Source organism: Microbacterium umsixpiens, from assembly GCF_053543675.1.
Window position 1 is genome coordinate 22,473 of sequence record NZ_JBLVOH010000087.1, and the last position, 1,192, is coordinate 23,664.

Below are 1,192 nucleotides of genomic sequence, written 5' to 3' on the forward strand. Positions count from 1 at the left end.
GGCCTCTTGCGTGTTCCGTGCGGACGGTCAGTCCGCAGGTGCCGGAGCTGCCGTGTCGGTCGGCATCGGGGTCGGAGTGGGTACCGACTCCGAGGGGACCAGGTCTGCGTAGTAGGGGAGCGAGCCGTCGAGCACGGGCACCTCGGCCTTGACGCCCGTGGAGTCGCCCGACTGGAAGTGCATTTCGACGGTCGCGCCGGGCATGGTGTCGAGGCCGACGATGCGCAGCGGCTCCTCGTCGGCGCCGAGGCTCACCGTGCTACCCGCCGGAACGGTGACGGTGAACGGCTCGCTGTCCGCGAGGGCGATGGTGAGCGTGGCGCTCTCATCGGTCGGGTTGACGATGCCGGCGATGAAGTTGCCGACCGAGCCGTCGTCGGTGGCGATGACGAGGGCGTTGCGCACATCGATCGGGCCGTCGGCGTCGGAGATGTTCACTCCGTCGGAGGCCGCGTACTCGGTCTTCGTGGACTGAGGAGTGATGAATGTGCACCCGGTGGCGCCGAGCAGAACGAGAGCGCTGAGCGCAGCAGACGCAACAAGGCGCGATTTCACGGGTCCTCCTGAGGTCCGGCGGGATGTCCGCATCCATTCTATGGGTAAGTCGTGACGGCCCCGGGGCCCAGGGGGCGCGAACCTTAGCGCATCTCCCCTGTGGTATCCTTGAGGTTGCCGAAAGGACACGTTTTTATGCTTTTTGAGGTTGGCGAAACCGTCGTCTATCCCCACCATGGCGCTGCGACCATCATCGAGGTCAAGGAGCGCATCATCAAGGGTGAGGCGAAGAAATATCTGAAGCTCAACGTCACCCAGGGCGATCTCATCATCGAGGTTCCTGCTGAGAATGTCGACCTGGTCGGCGTTCGCGACGTGATCGGAAAAGAAGGTCTCGATCATGTCTTCGAGGTGCTGCGTGCACCCTTCACCGAAGAGCCCACCAACTGGTCTCGTCGGTACAAGGCGAACCTCGAGAAGCTCGCCTCCGGAGACGTCATCAAGGTGAGCGAGGTCGTCCGCGACCTGTGGCGCCGCGACCAGGACCGCGGCCTGTCCGCGGGGGAGAAGCGGATGCTGGCGAAGGCTCGTCAGATCCTCATCTCCGAGCTCGCGCTCGCGGAGAAGACCGACGAGGACAAGGCGGGCGCACTGCTCGACGAGGTCCTCGCCTCCTGAGTTCTCTGCGAAGGGGGGG

Annotated in this window: 2 protein-coding genes; one reads left to right on the plus strand and one right to left on the minus strand. The window is 64.7% G+C overall.

Annotation, left to right across the window (positions count from 1 at the left end):
- Positions 1-27 precede the first annotated feature (27 nt).
- Positions 28-555: a DNA modification methylase gene (locus ACNPM4_RS08950; protein WP_448985438.1), complete on the minus strand. Its 528-nt coding sequence runs from the start codon at positions 553-555 to the stop codon at positions 28-30.
- 135 nt (positions 556-690) lie between these two features.
- Here ACNPM4_RS08950 and ACNPM4_RS08955 point away from each other — a divergent pair, with 135 nt between their 5' ends.
- A complete protein-coding gene (locus ACNPM4_RS08955) occupies positions 691-1,173 on the plus strand; it encodes a CarD family transcriptional regulator (RefSeq protein WP_017201416.1) in 483 nt (160 codons plus the stop codon).
- Positions 1,174-1,192 lie beyond the last annotated feature (19 nt).